19 protein-coding genes are annotated in these 20,734 nt (G+C 59.8%); 9 read left to right on the forward strand and 10 right to left on the reverse strand.

Features of this window, described 5'->3' with window-relative positions; translation table 11 throughout:
* Positions 1–328 precede the first annotated feature (328 nt).
* Both ACZ89R_RS18390 and ACZ89R_RS18395 read left to right on the forward strand, forming a co-directional pair.
* Positions 329–1,315 carry a FecR family protein gene (locus ACZ89R_RS18390; RefSeq protein ID WP_429545003.1) on the forward strand — a complete coding sequence of 329 codons (987 nt, stop codon included), beginning with the start codon at positions 329–331 and terminating at the stop codon, positions 1,313–1,315.
* Between the two features lie 18 nt (positions 1,316–1,333).
* Positions 1,334–3,646 (forward strand): CHASE2 domain-containing protein, encoded by a 2,313-nt coding sequence (locus tag ACZ89R_RS18395; RefSeq protein WP_429545002.1) that lies wholly within the window; start codon positions 1,334–1,336, stop codon positions 3,644–3,646.
* Positions 3,647–3,828: 182 nt separating this feature from the next.
* Here ACZ89R_RS18395 and ACZ89R_RS18400 read toward each other — a convergent pair whose 3' ends face one another.
* The 4 genes from ACZ89R_RS18400 to glyQ all read right to left on the reverse strand — a co-directional run bounded on the left by ACZ89R_RS18400 (position 3,829) and on the right by glyQ (position 8,238).
* Positions 3,829–4,608 (reverse strand): lysophospholipid acyltransferase family protein, encoded by a 780-nt coding sequence (locus ACZ89R_RS18400; RefSeq protein WP_429545001.1) that lies wholly within the window; start codon positions 4,606–4,608, stop codon positions 3,829–3,831.
* Positions 4,609–4,689: 81 nt separating this feature from the next.
* The gene (gene gmhB, locus ACZ89R_RS18405) at positions 4,690–5,229 is read right to left on the reverse strand and encodes a D-glycero-beta-D-manno-heptose 1,7-bisphosphate 7-phosphatase (RefSeq protein ID WP_429547837.1); all 540 of its coding nucleotides are present in this window, start codon (positions 5,227–5,229) and stop codon (positions 4,690–4,692) included.
* Between the two features lie 4 nt (positions 5,230–5,233).
* The gene (gene glyS / locus ACZ89R_RS18410; RefSeq protein ID WP_429545000.1) at positions 5,234–7,288 is read right to left on the reverse strand and encodes a glycine--tRNA ligase subunit beta; all 2,055 of its coding nucleotides are present in this window, start codon (positions 7,286–7,288) and stop codon (positions 5,234–5,236) included.
* Positions 7,285–8,238 (reverse strand): glycine--tRNA ligase subunit alpha, encoded by a 954-nt coding sequence (glyQ, locus tag ACZ89R_RS18415; RefSeq protein WP_003213601.1) that lies wholly within the window; start codon positions 8,236–8,238, stop codon positions 7,285–7,287. Before glyQ ends, glyS begins: the two co-directional genes overlap by 4 nt.
* An 81-nt stretch (positions 8,239–8,319) precedes the next feature.
* Between glyQ and tag the strand changes: the two genes are divergently transcribed.
* Together tag and ACZ89R_RS18425 are read left to right on the forward strand one after the other, a co-directional pair.
* Entirely contained in the window at positions 8,320–8,877 is a 558-nt protein-coding gene (gene tag, locus ACZ89R_RS18420; RefSeq protein ID WP_063342022.1) for a DNA-3-methyladenine glycosylase I, read from the forward strand.
* A gap of 40 nt (positions 8,878–8,917) precedes the next feature.
* Complete coding sequence (locus tag ACZ89R_RS18425) at positions 8,918–9,805, forward strand: lysophospholipid acyltransferase (RefSeq protein WP_008007909.1); 888 nt, start codon at positions 8,918–8,920, stop codon at positions 9,803–9,805.
* Positions 9,806–9,947: 142 nt separating this feature from the next.
* Here ACZ89R_RS18425 and ACZ89R_RS18430 read toward each other — a convergent pair whose 3' ends face one another.
* From ACZ89R_RS18430 to def, 5 genes are all read right to left on the reverse strand, one after another.
* On the reverse strand, positions 9,948–10,262 hold the full coding sequence (locus ACZ89R_RS18430; protein ID WP_429544999.1) for a tetratricopeptide repeat protein: 315 nt from the start codon (positions 10,260–10,262) through the stop codon (positions 9,948–9,950).
* Between the two features lie 130 nt (positions 10,263–10,392).
* The gene (gene trkA / locus ACZ89R_RS18435; RefSeq protein WP_429544998.1) at positions 10,393–11,766 is read right to left on the reverse strand and encodes a Trk system potassium transporter TrkA; all 1,374 of its coding nucleotides are present in this window, start codon (positions 11,764–11,766) and stop codon (positions 10,393–10,395) included.
* Positions 11,767–11,787: 21 nt separating this feature from the next.
* The gene (gene rsmB / locus ACZ89R_RS18440) at positions 11,788–13,098 is read right to left on the reverse strand and encodes a 16S rRNA (cytosine(967)-C(5))-methyltransferase RsmB (RefSeq protein ID WP_429544997.1); all 1,311 of its coding nucleotides are present in this window, start codon (positions 13,096–13,098) and stop codon (positions 11,788–11,790) included.
* Positions 13,095–14,069: a methionyl-tRNA formyltransferase gene (fmt, locus tag ACZ89R_RS18445; protein WP_429544996.1), complete on the reverse strand. Its 975-nt coding sequence runs from the start codon at positions 14,067–14,069 to the stop codon at positions 13,095–13,097. Before fmt ends, rsmB begins: the two co-directional genes overlap by 4 nt.
* A gap of 71 nt (positions 14,070–14,140) precedes the next feature.
* The gene (gene def / locus ACZ89R_RS18450) at positions 14,141–14,647 is read right to left on the reverse strand and encodes a peptide deformylase (protein WP_429544995.1); all 507 of its coding nucleotides are present in this window, start codon (positions 14,645–14,647) and stop codon (positions 14,141–14,143) included.
* 169 nt (positions 14,648–14,816) lie between these two features.
* Here def and ACZ89R_RS18455 point away from each other — a divergent pair, with 169 nt between their 5' ends.
* From ACZ89R_RS18455 to tsaC, 3 genes are all read left to right on the forward strand, one after another.
* Positions 14,817–15,842, forward strand: a complete 1,026-nt coding sequence (locus ACZ89R_RS18455) for a LysM peptidoglycan-binding domain-containing protein (protein ID WP_429544994.1) — start codon at positions 14,817–14,819, stop codon at positions 15,840–15,842.
* Between the two features lie 80 nt (positions 15,843–15,922).
* Positions 15,923–17,029, forward strand: a complete 1,107-nt coding sequence (gene dprA / locus ACZ89R_RS18460; RefSeq protein ID WP_429544993.1) for a DNA-processing protein DprA — start codon at positions 15,923–15,925, stop codon at positions 17,027–17,029.
* Between the two features lie 54 nt (positions 17,030–17,083).
* Complete coding sequence (gene tsaC, locus ACZ89R_RS18465; RefSeq protein ID WP_429544992.1) at positions 17,084–17,641, forward strand: L-threonylcarbamoyladenylate synthase type 1 TsaC; 558 nt, start codon at positions 17,084–17,086, stop codon at positions 17,639–17,641.
* Positions 17,642–17,756: 115 nt separating this feature from the next.
* Here the strand turns inward: tsaC and ACZ89R_RS18470 are convergent, their stop codons facing one another.
* Entirely contained in the window at positions 17,757–18,734 is a 978-nt protein-coding gene (locus ACZ89R_RS18470) for an NADPH:quinone reductase (protein ID WP_429544991.1), read from the reverse strand.
* 158 nt (positions 18,735–18,892) lie between these two features.
* Between ACZ89R_RS18470 and hemF the strand changes: the two genes are divergently transcribed.
* Positions 18,893–19,807, forward strand: coding sequence for an oxygen-dependent coproporphyrinogen oxidase (hemF, locus tag ACZ89R_RS18475; RefSeq protein ID WP_007902928.1), 915 nt, complete (start codon positions 18,893–18,895; stop codon positions 19,805–19,807).
* Between the two features lie 81 nt (positions 19,808–19,888).
* Positions 19,889–20,710, forward strand: coding sequence for a shikimate dehydrogenase (aroE, locus tag ACZ89R_RS18480; RefSeq protein ID WP_429544990.1), 822 nt, complete (start codon positions 19,889–19,891; stop codon positions 20,708–20,710).
* Positions 20,711–20,734 lie beyond the last annotated feature (24 nt).

Consider the following 20,734-nt stretch of genomic DNA (forward strand, 5'->3'; position numbering starts at 1 on the left):
CTGAACAATTGTGGCGAATTGCTGCGAAGGTCATTTATGCCGGTAAATTCGTTGTCGCTGAGCGGCACAGGGGCATCGGGATGTGCTCCGGCGCAGGGAGCGCCAAGTCACTTTGCAGGCCCGTCGATCGCCGGTTTTCGGCGGTACCCTGCTCAGGGGAAACACACGGAGTGCCTGCTCGGCTCCGACACAGGGATGTGTCATCTCCAATATCCTTTGCTCCCATGGCTATCTGCCAGAGCGTCCGCTCAGGTATCGTGCGTCAAATACTTGTGTGCGTTATCCGGCGTGATTTTCATAAGAGCATAAAAGCCAATCCATGAACCCCATGACCTTATTGCTCCCACGCCATTCTGGCGTCTGTCTTTTACTGGTTGCCGGCCTGATGGGATTGCTCTCCCAGAGTGCATCGGCGGCAGTCTCTTTAGCAAAACGCTTGCCTTATATCGATCAAAATCAACAATGCCGTGGTCAACCGCTGCCGGCAACGGTCGAGCATCTGACTGGCGAAGCCTGGAAGCTGGACGCCAAAGGCAAGCAGACGCCGCTGCAGGAAGGTATGTCGATCGACGAGCAGGAAGGCGTCAAAACCGCGCCTTCGGCATTTGTCAGCCTGTCCCTGGGTGATGGTTCGCGGGTAGTGTTGCCCTCCAGTTCCCATATCACCCTGCGCCTCAATGAAGAACATTCGATCCCTCAGGTCATTCTTGAGCAGGGCCAGGTTGAGTCGTATGTGATCAAACGTGCCAGCGACCATGATCGCTTTCAGATCGTCACGCCGGTCGGTGTACTGGGCGTGAGGGGTACGCACTTTCGGGTGCGCAACGATGACGGTGGCGAGGCGCTGCTGGAAGTGTTGAACGGGCAAGTGGCGGTCAATCGTGATGAAAAAACGTTGGGTTTCCGCTCTGCCCGGCCCGTTGCCAAACGCCCCAAGGGCGTTGAAGCTGACGAAGTCCAGGTCATGGCCCGCCAGGGTTTACGTATTCAGAAACAAGGCACGCTGACGCCAATCGACTTGTTACCCGCTCCACGTTTGTTAGGGCAGGCCGGTCAGACGGGGAATGTGCCTGTCTGGCAATTGATCATGAAGCCCATCGAAGGGGCTAAGCGTTATCGGGCGCAAGTGGCGACCGACGCAGCCTTTCTGGACATCAAGCAAGAGCAGTTTTCCAGCACACCAGAGGTCAAGTTCCGCGGGCTGAAAGCGTTTTTCTACCATGTTCGCCTGTCGGCCTATGACGCTCAGGGGTTAGAGGGAGAGACTGGGGTGTATGACATTTTCTATTACCCCAGGACCACGCGTGTCCAATAGCGCCCTGGCCGACGACCGATGAAGAGACGACCAAGGAAGGATGACCGCGAGCCGACCCAGGCTCAGCGATTGTTTCAGCGGATGGTCCGCGAGTGGCTGTGGGTCTGTCTGATCCTGTTGCCGCTGACGGCGATGCTGTCCATGAATCAGGGGCTGGCCCTGAGCAATCTGCTGTATGACAACCTGCGTCGGTTGAGTCCGCTGCCGGTGGATCCGCGAATACTCATCGTCACGATCGATGACTACAGCTTGCAGCAGCTTGGCCAATGGCCATGGTCGCGGGCCATGCACGCGCAACTGCTGGATCGGCTCAGCGCCGCGAACGTTAAAGGCGTTCTGTTCGACGTTATCTTCAGCGAGCCCGATAGCCATCCCGGCAACGATCAGCTTTTGGCCCAGGCTGTCTGTCGGGCCGGGAATGTTTTCGTGCCGCTGTTGCGTGAAGGCGTCGCACGTTATGGGCAGCCCTTGGGAGAAATTGAACCGGTGGCTGCGCTGAGCCATTGCGCTAAAGGCGTCGGGCACATCAATGCCGAAGCGGACGCTGATGGGATCGTGCGCAGTGTGTATTTAAGCGAAGGCCCGGCGCAAAAAACACGCCCGCAACTGGCCTGGCTGCTGTACGAAGAAGCCCTTGGCGACAAGGGACATGCACTGATGCCCGGCACCCCGGCCTCGCCATCGGAGCAAGGCTGGCAGCGAGCCCATGAAATACGGATTCCTTTCATCCATTCCGACGCGGGCTTTCCCACTGTGCCCTACGTCAGTGTATTGCGCGGCGAAGTTCCGCCCGAGTTGCTGCGCGATCGCTTGATCCTGATCGGCTCGACCGCTCCAGGCCTGGGCGACCGCTACGTGACACCGCAATCGGCGAGCCTCGGCACTACACCGGGTGTTGAGATTCAGGCGAATATCCTCAACGGGCTGCTGCAACAGCGCAACATCGTGGTTCTCGACCAGCGCTTGGCGGCGTTGCTATCGGTGATGATTGTCGGTGAGTTGCTGGGCCTGTTGCTGGTGCGTCCGCGTCGCGCCTTATGGCTGACCCTGGGTGCAATGGCCGCCGCTCTGCTGGGCTCGGGTGTACTGTTGCGGCTTGGCTGGTGGTGGTCACCAGCGTCGAGCCTGCTAGGGATGATGCTGGGCTACCTGATCTGGAATTGGCGAAGGCTGAACGCGGTGCTCGCTTATTTCGGCTGGGAACTGGCGCGCCTGGACAGCGAGCCAAAAGTCTTTCCCGAACGTCGTCGCACCCAGGCCCCGGCCGGTGATGTGCTGCAAGGGCAAATCGTCGCGCTGGAGCAGGCTATGAGCCGGACCCGCGATACCCGACGTTTCATCGCCGATGGGCTTGAATACCTGCCGGTGGCGACGCTGATCAGCGATCCGCACGGGCGTATTCTGCTGGCCAACCGCAAGGCTCGAGAGGTATTTGGTCGTGGCCTGGTGGGCGAGGACATGCTCGAGCAACTGAATGACCTGGGTTACCCGGTGCCGTCCAACGGAATGCCATCTGCGTTGTCGACCCTGCAGCCGCTGGAGTTTCGTGACACCCAGGCACGCAGCCTGCGTCTGGACCTGGCACCGCTGTTGCCGGCCGAAGGCGACTCTGTAATTGGCTGGCTACTGAGCCTCACTGACTTGAGCGTCGAGCGCGACGCCGAAGAACAGCGAGCCGTACTGCTGCGCTTTTTGTCCCATGACCTCAGGGCTCCCCATTCGGCGATACTCGCCTTGCTCGACGTCCAGCGGCATCAGGTGCCCGGTGACACTCAAGTGTTCAACCAGATCGAGTTACAAGTGCGCAAGGCGCTGAACCTGACCGAGGCTTTTGTGCAGTTGGCAAAAGCCGAGTCCGAGGCCTATCAGTTTCAGCCGAGCATGTTCGCGATGTTGTTGCTCGATACCTTCGATCAGGCCTCCAGCATTGCTCATCTGAAGAACATTCAATTACTGCATGACCTCGACGAAGACGCTGAAGCGCTGGTCCTGGCCGATCAATCGCTACTGACACGGGCTCTGTTCAACCTGTTGGAAAACGCCATCAAGTACAGTCCGGCGGGCTCGCGGATCTCAGTGCGGGTGAGTTATGCCGAAGGTTGGCTACTGTGCGAGATCGCCGATCAGGGTCGAGGGATTGCTGTCGATGAACTTCCTGAGTTGTTCAGTCAGTATCGGCGTTTTAACTCGGCTCACGACAGTGACGGCCTGGGACTGGGTTTGTCCATGGTCAAGGCGGTGGTGGATCGTCATGGCGGGAGGATTTCCTGTCGCAGCGTGGTGGGGCAAGGCTCGACGTTCAGCATCCAGTTACCGCTATTGAGCGAGTGATCCAGACGCTGTCAACGGGCATAAAAAAACCGGCTATATCAGCCGGTTTTTTTACGTCCGAAATAAACTTATGCACCTTTTCGGATTTTTTACTTGCATAAGAAATATGTATGTAAATCAGAAACTTAAGAACTAAATTCAGTGTTTTTCAACAAAACGGTACACAGGTTATCCACAGAATCTCAGACAGCCACTTGATCGGTCGCACTCGGGGCCGCCGGGGCTGCTGGCAGCGAGCCCATCTCGCGCTGCATCTGTTCGTTCCAGACCTGCACCCGATCATTCAGGTCGGCAATGGCTCGCGGCCCACTGCCCTCGGCGTACATCGGCGCGCCAATGATCACGGTGATCACGCCTTGCTGTTTCGCCCAACCGGTTTTTGGCCAGAACTTGCCGGCATTGTGTGCAATCGGCAGTACCGGTAATGACGCATTGACGGCCAACGCGGTGCCACCGCGGGAAAACTTGCCGATGGTGCCATAGGGAACGCGAGTCCCTTCCGGGAAGATCAGTACCCAGACCTTGTCCTTGAGGAGCTCATCGCCCTTCTTCGCCACATGCTTGAGCGCAGCTTTCGGATTGCCGCGATCGATGGCGATCGGTCGCAGCATCGCCATGGCCCAGCCGAAGAACGGAACGTAGAGCAGTTCGCGCTTGAGCACCTGGCTCAGCGGCTCGAAGTAGGCCGAGAGAAAGAATGTCTCCCAGGTGCTCTGGTGGTTCGACTGAATCACGCAGGGCTGGTCAGGCACGTTCTCGGCACCCTTCACTTCGTAACGGATACCCAGAAAGACTTTGCTCAGCCATAAGGCGCAGCGGCACCAGTACACGTTGATAAAACGATAACGCGCCTTGAACGGCAGAAAGGGCGCGATAAAAAAGCTCAGGGTGCACCAAAGCAAAGAGCTGGTGCCCAGCAGCAGGTAAAAGAGGAAAGTTCTGATGGCCTGCAGTATCGACATGGCGATATTTACCGTTGCGGGCACTGCCCGCCTATTCAAGCGCACTCCCGATCAGTCCTTGGCCAGGATGTCAGAAGAGCCTTAGTTGTGGATAAGTTCCGCGGCAATCGCCGCCAGATCGTCAAAAATCAAGGTGCCTGCCGGTAGGGTCTTGCCCTGAGTCTTTTCGCCTTTCCCGGTCTTTACCAAAACTGGCTGACAGTCGACGGCTCTGGCGGCTTCCAGGTCACCGAGAGTATCGCCGACGAACCATAGATTCGTCAGCGAAACGTTGTAATGCGCGGCGATGGTTTTCAACATCCCGGGTTTTGGCTTGCGGCAATCGCAGCCATCGTCTGGCCCGTGCGGGCAATAGACGATCAGCCCGACTTCGCCACCCTGCTCCGCCACCAGCTCGCGCAAGCGAGCGTGCATGGCATCCAGGGTGGCGATGTCGTAATAGCCGCGAGCGATGCCCGACTGGTTGGTAGCGACCGCCACCGTCCAGCCGGCCTTGCTCAACTGCGCGATCGCTTCGATCGAACCGGGGAGCGGAATCCACTCCTCCACCGACTTGATATATGCGTCGGAGTCGTAATTGATCACTCCGTCCCGATCGAGAATCAGCAGTTTCAACAGCAGCCCCTTAGCCCAGCAGCGAAATGTCGGCGACGCCGAGGAACAAGCCACGCAGACGCGCCAGCAGCGCATAACGGTTGGCTCGCACCTTGGCATCTTCGGCGTTGACCATGACCGCTTCGAAGAACGCATCCACCGGCTCGCGCAAGGCAGCCAGACGTGCCAGCGATTCGCTGTACTGACGCGCCGCAGCCATCGGCTGGACAGCCTGGTCAGCCTGCTGGATCGCCGAATACAGGGAGAACTCGTTGGCATTGTCGAAGTACTTGGCTTCAACGACCGAAGGAACAGAGCCTTCGACCTTGCTCAGCAAGTTCGAAACGCGCTTGTTCACCGCGGCCAGGGCTGCGGCTTCCGGCAATTTGCGGAACGCTTCTACCGCTTGTACACGCTGATCGAAATCCAGCGCCGAACCCGGCTTCAGGGCACGGACCGACAGGTAAGTCCCGACATCAACGCCCTCGTCTTCATAACGGGCACGCAGACGATCGAAGATGAACTCCAGCACCGAGTCATTCAGGCCGGCAGCTTTGACCTTGGTACCGAACGCATTCACGGCAAATGCTACGGCGTCGTTCAGGTCGAGGTCGAGCTTCTTGTCGATCAGGATGCGCAACACACCCAGCGCAGCACGGCGCAGGGCGTACGGGTCTTTGCTCCCGGTTGGCAGCATGCCGATACCGAAAATACCCACCAGCGTGTCGAGTTTGTCGGCGATGGCCACGGCCGCACCGGTCAGGGTGGTCGGCAGTTCAGCACCGGCACCGCGCGGCATGTACTGCTCGTTCAGTGCCAGGGCGACTTCTTCCGGCTCGCCGTCGTTCAGGGCGTAGTAGTAACCGGCGACACCTTGCATTTCCGGGAACTCGCCGACCATTTCGGTCGCCAGGTCGCACTTGGACAGCAGGCCGGCACGGGAAGCCCATGCAGCGTTGCCGCCAATGCGTTGAGCAATGAATGCGGCAAGTCTGGAAACACGTTCGGCCTTGTCGTAGACGCTGCCGAGTTTTTCCTGGAACACCACATTCTGCAGGCGCAGATTGAACTCTTCGAGTTTTTGCTTCTTGTCTTGCTTGAAGAAGAACTCGGCGTCGGTCAGGCGTGGGCGAACCACTTTCTCGTTGCCGGCGATGATCTGCTGCGGGTCTTTGCTTTCGATGTTGGCCACGGTAATGAAACGAGGCAGCAACTTGCCGTCGGCATCCAGCAGGCAGAAATATTTCTGGTTGTCCTGCATGGTGGTGATCAGCGCTTCTTGCGGCACGTCCAGGAAGCGTTCTTCGAACGAGCACACCAGCGGCACCGGCCATTCAACCAGCGCGGTCACTTCGTCGAGCAGGCCCGGCGGCACGATGGCCGTACCTTCCTGCTGCGTCGCCAGTTCTTCGGTGCGCTTGCTGATCAGCTCGCGACGCTCGTTGGCGTCGGCCAGCACATAAGCCGCACGCAGATCGCTCAGGTAGTTGGCCGGCGAGGTGATGCGCACGCTTTCAGGATGGTGGAAGCGGTGACCACGGGAATCGCGGCCGGACTTCTGGGCGAGGATGGTGCAGTCGATGACATGGTCACCAAGCAGCATCACCAGCCATTGGGTCGGGCGAACGAATTCTTCCTTGCGAGCACCCCAGCGCATGCGCTTGGGGATAGGCAGGTCGTTCAGGGAGTCTTCAACGATGGTCGGCATCAGGCTCGCGGTCGGCTTGCCGGCGATGCTTTGGCTGTAGCGCAGTTTCGGACCGCTCTGATCGATCTCGCTCAGGTCGACGCCGCATTTCTTGGCGAAGCCCAGTGCCGCTTGAGTCGGGTTGCCTTCGGCATCGAACGCGGCCTGACGTGGCGGGCCGTCGAGGTTGATGCTGCGATCTGGCTGCTGGGTCGCCAGCGCGGTAATCAGCACGGCCAGACGACGTGGCGCGGCATAGACGGTTTTGGTTTCGTAGTTCAGGCCGGCAGCTTGCAGGCCTTTGTCGATACCGGCCATAAACGCTTCGGCCAGGGTGTTCAGGGCTTTGGGTGGCAGTTCTTCGGTGCCCAGTTCAACCAGAAAATCTTGAGCACTCATTGTGCAGCCTCCAGCTTGGCCAGTACTTCATCACGCAGGTCCGGGGTCGCCATCGGGAAGCCCAGCTTGGCGCGAGCCAGCAAGTAGGCTTGCGCAACGGAACGCGCCAGGGTGCGTACACGCAGAATGTATTGCTGACGCGCGGTCACCGAGATCGCCCGGCGCGCATCCAGCAGGTTGAAGGTGTGGGAAGCCTTCAACACCATTTCGTAGCTCGGCAACGGCAATGGCTGATCAAGTTCGATCAGGCGCTTGGCTTCGCTTTCATAGAAGTCGAACAACTCGAACAGCTTCTCGACGTTGGCGTGTTCGAAGTTGTAGGTCGACTGCTCCACTTCGTTCTGGTGGAACACGTCGCCGTAGGTCACTTTGCCGAACGGACCGTCAGCCCAGACCAGGTCGTAGACCGAGTCCACGCCTTGCAGGTACATGGCCAGACGCTCCAGACCGTAAGTGATCTCGCCGGTCACCGGGTAGCACTCGATGCCGCCCGCTTGCTGGAAGTAAGTGAACTGCGTCACTTCCATGCCGTTGAGCCAGACTTCCCAGCCCAGACCCCAGGCGCCCAGCGTTGGCGACTCCCAGTTGTCTTCGACGAAACGGATGTCGTGCACCAGCGGGTCGAGGCCCACGTGCTTGAGGGAGCCCAGGTACAGTTCCTGGAAGTTGTCCGGGTTCGGCTTCAGGACTACCTGGAACTGGTAGTAGTGCTGCAGACGGTTCGGGTTTTCGCCGTAGCGGCCGTCAGTCGGGCGACGACTGGGCTGCACATAAGCGGCGTTCCAGGTTTCCGGGCCAATGGCGCGCAGGAACGTGGCAGTGTGGAAAGTGCCGGCGCCTACTTCCATATCGTAGGGCTGAAGTACCACACAACCTTGCTCGGCCCAGTATTGCTGGAGGGCGAGGATCAAGTCTTGGAAGGTACGCACGGCTGGCGTAGGCTGGCTCACGAAATTCACCTGTTTCTTGGGCTGCGATTTAAAGAGCGGGAGTATACCCGATTCGGTCCTGCGCACGCCCCCTGGAGCCTTATGCCACGCTGCTTTTGGTGTACCGAAGATCCGCTGTACATGGCTTATCACGATCAGGAGTGGGGCACGCCGCTACGCGATGCGCAGGGTTTGTTCGAGTTGCTTTTGCTCGAAGGGTTCCAGGCCGGGCTTTCCTGGATCACTGTGTTGCGCAAACGAGAGCGTTATCGCGAGGTGCTGTTTGGCTTCGACGTGCAGCGTGTGGCACAGATGAGCGACGCGGAAATCGATGAATTGATGCTCGATCCGGGGATCATCCGCAATCGCCTCAAACTCAATGCCGCCCGGCGCAATGCCCAGGCCTGGCTGGCGCTGGAGGACCCGGTGGCGTTTCTCTGGTCGTTCGTCGGCGGAGCGCCGGTGATCAATCATTTCAAGGATCGCAGTGAAGTGCCGGCCGTGACACCGGTTGCCGTCGAGATGAGCAAAGGCCTGAAAAAGGCCGGATTCACGTTCGTCGGCCCGACCATTTGTTACGCGTTGATGCAGGCCTCGGGCATGGTCATGGACCACACCCGGGATTGCGATCGCTACGCCACCTTGGCGAACGGCGGTTAGAATAGCCGCCTCGCGCACAGCACAAGATCAGGAGTGACCTGTGGATAAGTTGAAAGGCGCCTTGCTGGTAGGCGCTCTGCGTCTGTTTGCCCTGCTGCCATGGCGGGCAGTGCAGGCGGTGGGTTCAGCAATTGGCTGGATCATGTGGAAAACCCCCAACCGTTCCCGCGACGTGGTACGGATCAACCTCGCCAAGTGCTTTCCGCAAATGGACCCCGCCGAACGCGAGCGTTTAGTCGGACAGAGCCTGAAAGACATCGGCAAGTCCTTGACCGAGAGCGCCTGCGCATGGATCTGGCCGGCTCAGCGTTCCATCGACCTGGTGCGCGAAGTCGAAGGTCTCGATGTGCTTAAAGACGCCCTCGCCTCCGGCAAAGGTGTGGTCGGCATCACCAGCCACCTGGGCAACTGGGAAGTGTTGAACCACTTCTATTGCAACCAGTGCAAACCGATCATTTTCTACCGTCCGCCCAAGCTCAAGGCGGTGGATGAGTTGCTGCGCAAGCAGCGGGTGCAATTGGGTAACCGGGTGGCCGCTTCCACCAAGGAAGGCATCCTCAGCGTGATCAAGGAAGTGCGCAAAGGGGGGGCAGTGGGCATTCCGGCTGACCCGGAACCGGCCGAATCCGCCGGGATCTTCGTGCCTTTCTTCGCCACTCAGGCCCTGACCAGTAAATTCGTGCCGAACATGCTGGCCGGCGGCAAAGCGGTCGGTGTGTTCCTGCATGCCCTGCGACTACCGGACGGTTCGGGTTACAAAGTGATCCTCGAAGCCGCCCCGGAGGCTATGTACAGCACCGATACTGAAACCTCCTGTGCGGCGATGAGCCAGGTGGTCGAGCGCTATGTGCGAGCTTATCCGAGCCAGTACATGTGGAGCATGAAGCGCTTCAAGAAGCGTCCGCCGGGCGAAGAACGCTGGTACTGATGTTGCTGTGGATAACCCCCGGTAAAAATCAAAAGATCGCAGGCTTCGCCAGCTCCTACAAAAGGCGCGGCGTACACCCCGTAGGAGCTGCCGCAGGCTGCGATCTTTTGATCTTTTGATCTTTAGCCTGAGTTGCCTCTGATCAGTGCGCCTGACGCTCAAGCTTTTTCAAAAACACCATCATCTCCTTCTCGGCCTGCTTGTCGCCATGGTTGCGGGCAGCTTCCAGGCCCTGTTCCCAGGCCTGACGCGCCGCCGCGTAATCCGCCAGCGCCAAATGCGCCTTGCCCAATAGCTTCCAGGCCGCCGAATACTTCGGATCGAACTCGACGCAGCGCTGGAAATGCTTTGCGGCTTTGGCATTTTCACCCAGATCCAGATAACCCTTGCCCAGGCCGAAGCGCAGCAGCGAGTTATCCACACCCTTGGCGAGCATTTTTTCCAGGGATTCGATCATCGGTGCTTCCTCAGTCAGTGATCGTTCCACGCTCCGCGTGGGAATGCAGCCCGGGACGCTCTGCGTCCCATTCAAAGCCGAACGCGGAGCGTCTGTTGAGGCATTCCCGCGCAGAGCGTGGGAACGATCATCAGAAGAAGCTCAACCCCACATGGAACAGCTTTTCCACATCCCGAATATGCTTCTTATCCACAAGGAACAGAATCACATGGTCGCCGGCTTCGATCACCGTGTTGTCGTGGGCAATGATCACTTCTTCGTCGCGGATGATCGCGCCAATGGTGGTCCCCGGCGGCAGGCCTATATTTTCAATGGCCTTGCCAATCACCTTGCTCGACTTTTCATCACCGTGGGCGATGGCTTCGATGGCTTCCGCCGCACCTCGACGCAATGAGTGCACGCTGACGATATCGCCGCGCCGCACGTGAGCCAGCAAGGTGCCGATGGTCGCCAATTGCGGGCTGATGGCGATGTCGATGTCGCCACCCTGGATCAGGTCGACGTAAGCCGGGTTGTTGATGATCGTCATCACCTTCTTCGCGCCCAGGCGCTTGGCCAGCAGCGACGACATGATGTTGGCTTCGTCGTCGTTGGTCAGCGCCAGGAAGATATCGGCGTCGGCGATGTTCTCCTCGATCAGCAGGTCGCGGTCGGAGGCACTGCCCTGCAACACCACGGTGCTGTCGAGGGTGTCCGAGAGATGGCGGCAGCGGGCCGGGTTCATCTCGATGATCTTCACCTGATAACGGCTTTCGATGGCCTCGGCCAAGCGCTCGCCAATCTGCCCGCCGCCAGCGATGACGATACGCTTGTAGCTCTCATCGAGGCGGCGCATTTCGCTCATCACCGCGCGAATGTTCGCTTTGGCGGCGATGAAAAATACTTCATCGTCGGCCTCGATCACCGTATCGCCCTGGGGCAGGATCGGCCGGTCACGACGGAAAATCGCCGCAACGCGGGTTTCGACGTTCGGCATGTGTTCACGCAACTGGCGCAATTGCTGACCCACCAGCGGACCGCCGTAATAGGCTTTCACTGCCACCAGTTGCGCCTTGCCTTCGGCGAAGTCGATTACCTGCAACGCACCCGGATGCTGGATCAGGCGCTTGATGTAGTTGGTAACGACTTGCTCCGGACTGATCAGCACGTCGACCGGAATCGCTTCGTTATCGAACAGTTCGGCGCGGGTCAGGTACGCGGCTTCGCGGACCCGGGCGATCTTGGTCGGTGTGTGAAACAGAGTGTGCGCGACCTGACAGGCCACCATGTTGGTTTCGTCACTGTTGGTCACTGCAACCAACATGTCGGCGTCGTCGGCACCGGCCTGACGCAGGATGGTCGGCAGCGAACCGCGACCCTGCACGGTGCGGATGTCCAGCCGATCGCCGAGGTCACGCAGGCGTTCGCCATCGGTGTCGACCACGGTGATGTCGTTGGCCTCGCTGGCCAAGTGTTCCGCCAGCGAACCGCCGACCTGCCCTGCGCCGAGGATGATGATTTTCATCCATTCACTCCTTAAAACCGGTTAACCGCGCGCGGCGGCAATCTTGATCAGCTTGGCGTAATAGAACCCGTCGTGGCCACCTTCCTGTGCCAGCAATTGGCGACCGTGGGGCTGCTTGATGCCGGCCTGACTGGCGATATCGAGTTCACGGGCACCCGGCGTGCGAGCGAGGAACGCTTCGATGACTTCGGTGTTCTCGGTCGGCAGCGTGGAGCAGGTGGCGTAAAGCAGAATGCCGCCCACTTCCAACGTTATCCACAGGGCGTCGAGCAGCTCGCCTTGAAGCACCGCCAACGCGGCGATGTCATCGGGTTGGCGGGTCAGTTTGATGTCCGGGTGACGACGGATCACCCCGGTGGCCGAGCACGGCGCGTCCAGCAAAATGCGCTGGAACGGTTTGCCGTCCCACCAGGTCGCGGTGTCGCGGCCGTCGGCGGCGATCAGTTCGGCGCTCAGGCCCAGGCGTGCAAGGTTTTCCCGCACCCGCACCAGACGCTTGGCTTCCAGATCTACCGCCACCACGCCGGCCAGTTTGGGCTCGACTTCAAGGATGTGGCAGGTCTTGCCGCCCGGTGCGCAGCAGGCGTCCAGCACCCGTTGGCCTGGCGCCAGGTCCAGCAGATCGGCGGCCAGTTGCGCGGCTTCGTCCTGCACGCTGATCCAGCCTTCGGCGAAACCTGGCAGGCTGCGCACGTCGGCCGCTGCGTCGAGGATGATGCCGTCCTGACTGTAAATGCACGGCGTGGCGGCGATGCCCGCGTCGGTCAGCAACCCGAGATAAGCATCGCGGGTGTGATGGCGACGGTTGACCCGCAAAATCATCGGCGGGTGCGCGTTGTTCGCCGCGCAAATGGCTTCCCACTGCTCAGGCCAGAAGGCTTTGAGGGATTTTTGCAGCCAGCGCGGGTGAGCGGTGCGCACCACCGGGTCGTGCTCCAGCTCGGCCAGCAGCGCTTCGCTTTCCCGTTGGGCGCGGCGCAAAACGGCGTTGAGCAAGGCTTTGGCCCACGGCTTTTTCAGTTTGTCGGCGCAACCGACGGTTTCGCCGATGGCAGCGTGGGCCGGAACCCGGGTATAGAGCAGTTGGTAGAGACCGACCAACAACAGCGCCTCGACATCGGCATCAGCTGCCTTGAACGGCTTTTGCAGCAATTTAGCCGCCAGCGCCGACAAACGTGGCTGCCAGCGAGCCGTGCCGAACGCCAGGTCCTGGGTGAAGCCGCGATCGCGGTCTTCGACCTTGTCCATTTGCGTCGGCAGAGAACTGTTGAGTGAGGCTTTCCCGTTAAGAACAGCAGCAAGTGCCTTGGCGGCAGCCAGACGTGGATTCATTGAGCGTCCGCCGTTTGACCAAGAACGGTGCCGACGGCGAATTTCTCACGACGGCTGTTGAACAAGTCGCTGAAGTTCAGCGCTTTGCCGCCGGGCAATTGCAGACGGGTCAGGCACAGCGCCTGTTTACCACAGGCGACTAGCAAACCATCTTTGGTCGCGCTGAGGATTTGGCCTACAGGATAAAACGTGGATTCTGAAGGAACGTCTTTCACTTCGGCTTCAAGCACCTTCAGCGCTTCGCCATTCAGCGTGCTATGGGTGATCGGCCATGGGTTGAAGGCGCGAACCAGACGTTCGAGCTCAACCGCCGGGCGGCTCCAGTCAATGCGTGCTTCGTCCTTGTTCAATTTATGTGCGTAGGTGGCGAGGCTGTCGTCCTGCACTTCGCCATCCAGGGTGCCTGCAGCCAGGCCGGCAATCGCCTGAACCACGGCCGGTGGGCCCATCTCCGCAAGACGATCGTGGAGGCTGCCGCCAGTGTCTTGGGCGCTGATCGGCGTGGTGACTTTCAGCAACATCGGCCCGGTATCCAGACCCAGCTCCATACGCATTACCGTCACGCCACTTTCGCTGTCGCCTGCTTCCACAGCGCGCTGGATCGGCGCCGCACCGCGCCAGCGTGGCAGCAAGGAAGCGTGGCTGTTGATGCAGCCCAGACGCGGGATATCCAGCACCACTTGCGGCAGGATCAGCCCGTAGGCGACCACCACCAGCAAATCCGGTTTCAGTGCGGCCAGTTCAGCCTGAGCGTCTTCGTTGCGCAGGGTTGGCGGCTGTAGCACCGGGATGTTGTTTTCCAGCGCCAACTGCTTGACCGGGCTCGGCATCAGTTTCTGCCCACGGCCTGCCGGACGGTCCGGTTGGGTGTAGACCGCAACGATTTCGTAAGGACTGTCGAGCAGAGCCTTGAGGTGTTCGGCGGCGAATTCCGGGGTACCGGCAAAGACAATGCGCAGTGGCTCAGTCATGGGAAGCTCTCAATTACAAAGCAGTCGCAAAAGAAAAAGGCTTGCCGCAGCAAGCCTTTGAAAGAAGGGCATCAAGCGTTCTGGCGATGGAGCTTTTCCAGTTTCTTCTTGATCCGGTCGCGTTTGAGCGTGGACAGGTAATCAACGAACAATTTGCCGTTGAGGTGGTCGCATTCATGCTGGATGCATACCGCAAGCAGGCCTTCAGCGACCAGTTCGTACGGTTGGCCGTCGCGGTCCTGGGCCTTGATCTTGACCTTTTGCGGGCGATCGACGTTTTCGTAGAAACCCGGCACCGAAAGGCAGCCTTCCTGGTACTGGTCCACCTCGTCAGTCAGGACTTCGAACTCGGGGTTGATGAACACTCGCGGTTCGCTGCGGTCTTCGGAGAGGTCCATTACGACGATACGTTTGTGCACGTTGACCTGGGTCGCGGCGAGGCCGATGCCTGGCGCTTCATACATTGTTTCAAACATGTCATCGACCAACTGACGCACTTCGTCGTCCACTACAGCCACTGGTTTGGCGATAGTGCGCAGGCGCGAGTCGGGGAATTCGAGGATGTCTAAAATGGCCATAAGCTCAATTGCTGCACGTGTGAGGTAAAGTCGGGTCGATGGCCTGGCGAGTCCGAGGATGCAGGCTACCGTTGTGAACGTAGCTTCCGGCTTTTCATTAATGAGCCGGAAGCGAGCCACGAGGGCTCTGGCGTTTCACGCGAACGTACATAATAAAGGGATTCACCGCATGAGGAAATCACTACTCGCCTTGCTCCTTCTGGCCTCGGCCGGTTTTGCGCACGGGCAAGTGCAACTCAGGGAAGGTTTTCCACAGCAATATACCGTGGTGGCAGGGGACACACTCTGGGACATTTCCGCCAAATACCTGCGTGAACCGTGGGAATGGCCGCAGCTTTGGCAGGCCAATCCACAGATCGAAAACCCCAATCTCATCTATCCGGGCGATACGCTGTCGCTGGTCTACATCAACGGTCAGCCACGCCTGACTCTCAATCGCGGCGCTTCCCGGGGTACCATCAAGCTTTCGCCACGAATCCGCAGCTCGCCGGTGGCCGACGCCATTCCGAGCATTCCGCTGAAATCGATTAACAGCTTTCTGCTGAGCAATCGCATCGTCGACAAGGCAGAGGATTTCGACAAGGCGCCCTACATCGTCGCCGGCGATGCCGAACGGGTGCTCAGCGGCACCGGTGATCGAATATTCGCGCGTGGTCATTTCGACCCGGCACAACCGGTATACGGCATCTTCCGTCAGGGCAAGGTCTACACCGATCCGCAGAGCAAGGAGTTTCTGGGGATCAACGCCGATGACATCGGTGGCGGCGAAATCATTGCCACTGAAGGCGACGTCGCCACCCTGGCCCTGCAACGCACCACTCAGGAAGTGCGACTCGGCGACCGCTTATTCGGCGGCGAAGAACGCTCGATCAATTCGACCTTCATGCCCAGTGCCCCGACAACCGAAATCAACGGCTTGATCATTGATGTGCCGCGAGGGGTCACCCAGATCGGCGCACTGGATGTCGTCACGCTGAACAAGGGGCAGCGCGATGGCCTGGCCGAAGGCAATGTGCTGGTGGTGATGAAAACCGGTGAAACCGTGCGTGACCGGATCACCGGCCAGCCATTGAAAATTCCCGACGAGCGGGCCGGGCTGCTGATGGTATTCCGCACCTACGACAAGCTCAGCTACGGGCTTGTCCTTAACGCATCGCGCTCCTTGGCGGTGATGGACAAGGTGCGAAATCCTTAAGCCTGCTCACAAGTTACCAACAGAGTTATCCACAGCTTATTCCCGATTCGATGGGACTCTATAACGATCAAGGATGATCTATGTCACTGTCTGCCTGTATGTCCGTTTCCCCCGCGGAACTGGAAGCCCGTTTACGCCTGCACCGTTTGCCGGAACTCGGCCCTGCGCGTTTCAAGAAGTTGCTTGAGGCCTTCGGCTCTGCCTCCAAAGCCATCAGCGCACCGGCTAGCGCCTGGCGTGCATTGGGCCTGCCGCTCACTTGCGCGGAGGGCCGGCGCTCTATTGAAGTCCGTGACGGCGCCAGTCATGCATTAGCCTGGTTAGAGCGCCCGGGCCAGCATTTACTGATGTGGGACCAACCTGACTACCCCGCGTTGCTGGCGCAAATCAGCGATGCGCCGCCGCTGTTATTCGTCGCGGGCGATCCGGTAATTCTGGAAAAACCACAGCTGGCGATGGTCGGCAGCCGCCGTGCTTCGCGACCGGGCATGGACACCGCCACCGCGTTTTCCCGCACGCTGGCCGGCGCCGGTTTTGTTATCACCAGCGGTCTGGCCCTGGGCATCGATGCTGCCGCGCATCAGGCGGCTCTGGACGTTGGCGGGCAAACGGTCGGCGTACTTGGAACGGGGCTGGAAAATTTTTATCCACAGCACAATCGGCGACTGGCGGACGCCATGATTGCCTCGGGAAGCGCGGTCCTTTCGGAGTTCCCGCTGGACGCCGGCCCTTCCCCCAGCAACTTCCCCCGGCGCAATCGAATCATCAGCGGTTTGTCCCTCGGCGTGCTCGTGGTCGAGGCGAGTGTTGCCAGCGGTTCGTTGATTACCGCCAGGCTGGCGGCGGAACAGGGGCGTGAGGTGTATGCGATTCCAGGGTCGATCCATCACCCTGGGGCAAAGGGTTGTCATCAACTGATCCGCGACGGTGCGGTGCTGGTAGAAACCATCGAGCACATCCTCGAAGCCTTGCGCGGCTGGCAACGGCTGCCGTTATCCTCGGAAACGCCGCAGACGACAGAGACTCATCCGCTGCTTATATTGCTCCACGCGGCGCCCCATACCAGCGAAGCCTTGGCGATCACCAGCGGCTGGGCATTGTCGAAAGTGTTGGCAGCGCTGACGGAACTGGAAATGGACGGCCGTGCGGTCTGTGAAAGTGGCCGCTGGCTTGCACGGGGACGCTAGGTTTTGCATGGAAGATCGGTAAACTGCGCAGAGCCTTATTCCGGAGAGTCTTTCATGGTTAACAGTTGGCGTGTGCAACAAGCCGCACGAGAAGTTCGCGCTGGGGCGGTCATTGCCTATCCAACCGAAGCTGTCTGGGGCCTGGGTTGTGACCCGTGGAACGAAGAGGCGGTGGATCGTCTGCTGCTGATCAAGGGACGGTCTGTGGGTAAAGGTCTGATTCTGGTGGCCGACAATATTCGCCAGTTCGACTTCCTCTTCGAAGACTTCCCTGAATTGTGGATGGACCGCATGGCCAGCACCTGGCCGGGCCCCAACACCTGGCTGGTGCCGCATCAAAATATGTTGCCCCAGTGGATTACCGGTGTGCATGAAACGGTGGCGTTGCGGGTTAGCGATCACCCATTGGTGCGGGATTTGTGTGCGTTGGTCGGGCCGTTGGTTTCAACCTCTGCCAACCCTCAGGGGCGGCCGGCGGCGCGGACGCGGCTTCGTGTGGAGCAGTATTTCCGCGGGCAGCTTGATTGGGTGCTGGGCGGCAATCTGGGTGGGCGCAAGAATCCGAGCGTCATTCGCGATCTGGCGACCGGCCACGTTGTGCGCCCGGATTAAGACCGCAGCGCTGCCAATCGCGAGCAGGCTCGCTCCCACATTAGGTCTCCAGTGGACATGATTTTGGGTTCAACAAAGATCCACTGTGGGAGCGAGCCTGCTCGCGATGGCGTCCTCAAGGCAACAAAACGGTCGAGCCCGTCGTGCGCCGCGCCGACAATTCGGTCTGCGCTTTGGCCGCTTCAGCCAATGGATACCGCTGACTGATGTCCACCGTAAGCTTCCCGCTGATGATCATCTCGAACAGCTCATCGGCCATGCTTTGCAGGTTTTCAGCGTTGTTGGCGTAGGTCGCCAGAGTCGGTCGGGTCACGTACAGCGAACCCTTCCCCGCGAGAATCCCCAGATTCACTCCGTCCACTGCGCCTGAAGCATTACCGAAACTCACCACCAGCCCCCGAGGCGCGACGCTGTCGAGCGATGTCAGCCAGGTATCTTTGCCTACACCGTCGTACACCACCGGCACTTTTTTACCATCAGTCAATTCCAGCACGCGTTGTGCGACGTTTTCATGGCTGTAATCGATGGTCGCCCAGGCACCATTGGCTTTCGCCAGGGCGGCTTTCTCTGCTGAACTGACTGTGCCGATCAGCTTCACGTCCAAGGCCTTGGCCCATTGGCAGGCCAGGGAACCGACGCCTCCGGCTGCTGCGTGGAACAGAATGGTTTCGCCACCCTTGAGTTCATACGTCTGACGCAGCAAGTACTGCACGGTCAGACCTTTGAGCATCACGCCGGCGGCTTGTTCGAAGCTGATGGCATCTGGCAGATGTACCAGATTGGCTTCCGGCAATACATGAACGTCGCTATAAGCACCCAATGGGCCGCTGCCGTACGCCACGCGATCGCCGATCTTGAAGCGGGTGACTTCGCTTCCGACTGCTTCGACCACGCCCGCGCCTTCAGCGCCCAGGCCCGACGGCAAGGCGGGTGGCGCATAGAGGCCACCGCGGTAATAGGTGTCAATGAAGTTCAGGCCGATAGCCTTGTTGGTCACGCGCACCTGCAGCGGGCCGGGTTCGGCAGGCTGGTAATCGACATGCTCAAGCACTTCGGGACCGCCATGGGCGCGGAACTGGATACGCTTTGCCATCTGCACTTTCCTTAAATCATTTTGCCAAGCGTCCTATCGAACTCCCAAGCTTGACCTTCGTCAACTGCGACGGCACAAGGTGCGGTGTTATCCTACGCAGCAATTTGCCGCCGGCCTGTATGAACGCCGCGTAGCTTTGCCCGATTCAAGGTGATGCCATGACTACCCGCACCGAGGCCGTAAAAGCCTATCTGCTCGACCTGCAAGACCGCATTTGCGCTGCCCTGGAAGCTGAAGACGGCGGCGCGCGTTTCGTCGAAGACGCCTGGACCAGGCCTGCCGGTGGTGGCGGTCGCACCCGGGTGATCGAAAACGGCGCGGTCATTGAAAAAGGCGGCGTTAACTTTTCCCACGTCTTTGGCAGCGGTCTCCCACCCTCCGCCAGCGCTCATCGGCCAGAACTGGCCGGCCGAGGCTTCGAAGCCTTGGGCGTGTCTTTGGTGATTCACCCGCACAACCCCCATGTACCGACGTCCCACGCCAATGTGCGCTTTTTCATCGCTGAAAAAGAAGGTGAAGAGCCGGTCTGGTGGTTCGGTGGCGGCTTCGACCTGACCCCTTATTATGGTAATGAAGAAGATTGCGTGCACTGGCACCGCGTCGCCGAACAGGCCTGCGCGCCGTTCGGGCCAGACGTCTACCCGCGCTACAAAGCCTGGTGCGACAGTTACTTCCACATCAAGCATCGCCACGAGCCGCGTGGCATCGGCGGTTTGTTTTTCGATGACTTGAACGAGTGGGACTTCGACACCAGCTTCGCCTTCATGCGCGCCATTGGCGATGCGTTCATCGACGCTTACCTGCCAATCGTGCAGCGCCGCAAGAACGATGCGTTCACGGCCAAACAGCGTGAATTCCAGGAGTTTCGCCGTGGCCGTTACGTCGAGTTCAACCTGGTCTATGACCGCGGCACGCTGTTCGGCCTGCAATCGGGCGGGCGTACCGAGTCGATCCTGATGTCGCTGCCGCCGCAAGTGCGCTGGGCCTACGACTGGAAAGCCGAGCCGGGCAGTGAAGAAGCGCGCCTGACCGAGTACTTCCTGCAAGACCGCGATTGGTTGGCCAAGGCCTGATTCCAGGGTTTGAGTTTTTGCATCGTCGGGGTTGCCGTCAAGATCGCAACCTTCGGCAGCTCCTACGGTTGAGGAATGTAGATGGATCGTTACGTCGTATTCGGTAATCCGATTGGCCACAGCAAGTCGCCGCTGATCCACCGTTTGTTCGCCGAGCAAACGGGGCAAAAACTCGATTACAGCACTTTGCTGGCGCCCCTCGATGATTTTTCCGGCTGTGCCCGGGCATTTTTCCGTGAAGGGCGTGGGGCGAATGTGACGGTGCCGTTCAAGGAAGACGCTTATCGCCTGGCGAACAGCTTGACGAAGCGGGCGCAGCGGGCCGGCGCGGTGAATACCCTGAGCAAACTGGCCGATGGCAGCCTGCTGGGCGACAACACCGATGGCGCCGGGCTGGTGCGGGACCTGACGGTCAATGCCGGTTTCAGTCTCAAGGGCAAACGCATCCTGCTGCTCGGGGCCGGCGGTGCGGTGCGCGGGGCCCTGGAACCGTTGCTGGCGGAGCAACCGGCGTCAGTGATCATCGCCAACCGCACGGTGGAAAAAGCCGAATTGCTGGCGCAATTGTTCGCGGATCTGGGGCCGGTATCGGCCAGTGGTTTCGATTGGTTGAAGGAGCCGGTGGACCTGATCATCAACGCTACGTCGGCGAGCCTGTCAGGCGATGTACCGCCGATTGCCAGCAGTTTGATCGAGCCGGGCAAGACGGTTTGCTACGACATGATGTACGGCAAGGACCCGACCTCGTTCTGCCGCTGGGCCAGCGAGCACGGCGCGGCGGTGGCGATGGATGGCTTGGGAATGTTGGCCGAGCAGGCGGCGGAAGCGTTCTACCTGTGGCGCGGTGTGCGACCGGATACCGCGCCGGTATTGGCCGAACTCCGTCGGCAATTGGCCGCTTAGTTCTCTGTGGCGAGGGAGCTTGCT

Source organism: Pseudomonas sp. TE3728 (genome assembly GCF_056279145.1).

Bases quoted from the DNA above. Each gene is read 5' to 3' on its own strand.
- ACZ89R_RS18390 (WP_429545003.1), top strand. From the start codon at position 329: ATGACCTTATTGCTCCCACGCCATTCTGGCGTCTGTCTTTTACTGGTT.
- ACZ89R_RS18395 (WP_429545002.1), top strand. From the start codon at position 1,334: ATGAAGAGACGACCAAGGAAGGATGACCGCGAGCCGACCCAGGCTCAG.
- ACZ89R_RS18400 (WP_429545001.1), bottom strand. From the start codon at position 4,608: ATGTCGATACTGCAGGCCATCAGAACTTTCCTCTTTTACCTGCTGCTG.
- glyS (WP_429545000.1), bottom strand. From the start codon at position 7,288: ATGAGTGCTCAAGATTTTCTGGTTGAACTGGGCACCGAAGAACTGCCA.
- tag (WP_063342022.1), top strand. From the start codon at position 8,320: ATGCCACGCTGCTTTTGGTGTACCGAAGATCCGCTGTACATGGCTTAT.
- ACZ89R_RS18430 (WP_429544999.1), bottom strand. From the start codon at position 10,262: ATGATCGAATCCCTGGAAAAAATGCTCGCCAAGGGTGTGGATAACTCG.
- trkA (WP_429544998.1), bottom strand. From the start codon at position 11,766: ATGAAAATCATCATCCTCGGCGCAGGGCAGGTCGGCGGTTCGCTGGCG.
- rsmB (WP_429544997.1), bottom strand. From the start codon at position 13,098: ATGAATCCACGTCTGGCTGCCGCCAAGGCACTTGCTGCTGTTCTTAAC.
- fmt (WP_429544996.1), bottom strand. From the start codon at position 14,069: ATGACTGAGCCACTGCGCATTGTCTTTGCCGGTACCCCGGAATTCGCC.
- def (WP_429544995.1), bottom strand. From the start codon at position 14,647: ATGGCCATTTTAGACATCCTCGAATTCCCCGACTCGCGCCTGCGCACT.
- ACZ89R_RS18455 (WP_429544994.1), top strand. From the start codon at position 14,817: ATGAGGAAATCACTACTCGCCTTGCTCCTTCTGGCCTCGGCCGGTTTT.
- dprA (WP_429544993.1), top strand. From the start codon at position 15,923: ATGTCACTGTCTGCCTGTATGTCCGTTTCCCCCGCGGAACTGGAAGCC.
- tsaC (WP_429544992.1), top strand. From the start codon at position 17,084: ATGGTTAACAGTTGGCGTGTGCAACAAGCCGCACGAGAAGTTCGCGCT.
- ACZ89R_RS18470 (WP_429544991.1), bottom strand. From the start codon at position 18,734: ATGGCAAAGCGTATCCAGTTCCGCGCCCATGGCGGTCCCGAAGTGCTT.
- hemF (WP_007902928.1), top strand. From the start codon at position 18,893: ATGACTACCCGCACCGAGGCCGTAAAAGCCTATCTGCTCGACCTGCAA.
- aroE (WP_429544990.1), top strand. From the start codon at position 19,889: ATGGATCGTTACGTCGTATTCGGTAATCCGATTGGCCACAGCAAGTCG.